The sequence below is a fragment of the Kitasatospora sp. NPDC057518 genome, from assembly GCF_042802075.1.
Lineage (GTDB): Bacteria > Actinomycetota > Actinomycetes > Streptomycetales > Streptomycetaceae > Kitasatospora.
In genome coordinates this window covers 1-1,136 of the sequence record NZ_JBHVEU010000810.1, presented here as the reverse complement: position 1 = coordinate 1,136, position 1,136 = coordinate 1, and the positions used below count along the sequence as shown (strand labels likewise).

The following is a 1,136-nucleotide window of genomic DNA, read 5'->3' as shown; positions in this document are numbered from 1 at the left end:
CGCGCCACCCGCGTCCCGGCCGCGGGCCCCAGCCACCCACGGACGGGCACCCGCCCGCGTCCCCGTCGCGGGCCGGCATCCGCCCGCGGGCCGGCGCCCGCCCGCGCCACCTGCGGGAAACCTCGGGACACCTCGGGAAACTCGGGACACCACCATGCCGACACCACCACGCCGCCCGGCCGCCCCCGGGCCCGCCCTGGGCCTGTGGGCGCTGCACGACCTCCACCTGCGCCACTACCTGGACTACGCCGCGCTGCTCCTGTCGCCCGCCGACGCGCCCCTGGCCGTCCGCGCCGCCTTCGAGGAACTCGGCGGCCACTGGCTCGACGCCCTGGCCACCGCCAGCCCGGCCGCCTGCGCCTGGCAGGCGGTGCGCCGCCGCGTCTGCGCCCTGGCCGGCCCCCGGCCGCTCGGCCCGGTCGCCCACCTCACCGCCGCCCAGCAGGACGTCCTGCTGCTGCACCTGGTCCTCGACCTGTCCGCCGCCGAGATCGCCGCCCTCACCGGCACCGAGCCCGCCGCCGTCCATGTCCAGCTCCGCTCCCTGGCGGCCGCCCGCCGCTGAGCGGCCCCGCCCGGGGGTGCCCCCGCCGCGCGGCGCCCGGGGCCGGGCCGGCGGGCCGGCCCGTACGGCCGGCGGCGCACCCGGAGGTCACCGGTGCGCCGAAGAAGAGCGCCGCGAGAATTCCCGTTTCGGCCCGAGGCCTGTTACGGTCGTAGGAGTTGCAGTTTTGGTTCCCATGAACTCTGTGTGCGCCTGCTGATTCCCATCGCAGGCGTATTTTTTTTCTGAGATCCCGGCGGGTCATCAGTGCGGCGACGAGTAGCCCGCGCAGTGCGGTCTACAGCGCCTTAGAAGGAGAATTTCCCATGGCTTTCGGCACCGTGAAGTGGTTCAACGGGGAAAAGGGCTTCGGCTTCATCCAGCAGGAAGACGGCGGCCCGGACGTGTTCGCCCACTACTCGAACATCAACGCCTCGGGCTTCCGTGAGCTGCTCGAGGGCCAGAAGGTCGAGTACGACGTCACGCAGGGCCAGAAGGGCCTCCAGGCGGAGAACATCCGCCCCGTCGCTCTCTGACATTTCCCGCCGCACGATTCTCGAATCGTAGAGGGAACCGGGGCCCGTACCGCACC

General features: G+C 73.2%; 2 protein-coding genes. Both read left to right on the top strand.

The features are described from left to right. Positions 1 to 154 precede the first annotated feature (154 nt). On the top strand, positions 155 to 565 hold the full coding sequence (locus tag ACFU7Z_RS39560) for a sigma factor-like helix-turn-helix DNA-binding protein (protein WP_074001055.1): 411 nt from the start codon (positions 155 to 157) through the stop codon (positions 563 to 565). A gap of 305 nt (positions 566 to 870) precedes the next feature. Next, entirely contained in the window at positions 871 to 1,080 is a 210-nt protein-coding gene (locus ACFU7Z_RS39555; RefSeq protein ID WP_049660537.1) for a cold-shock protein, read from the top strand. Positions 1,081 to 1,136 lie beyond the last annotated feature (56 nt).

Excerpts from the sequence above, each read along its gene's own strand:
- ACFU7Z_RS39560 (WP_074001055.1), top strand. The coding sequence starts at position 155 with ATGCCGACACCACCACGCCGCCCGGCCGCCCCCGGGCCCGCCCTGGGC.
- ACFU7Z_RS39555 (WP_049660537.1), top strand. The coding sequence starts at position 871 with ATGGCTTTCGGCACCGTGAAGTGGTTCAACGGGGAAAAGGGCTTCGGC.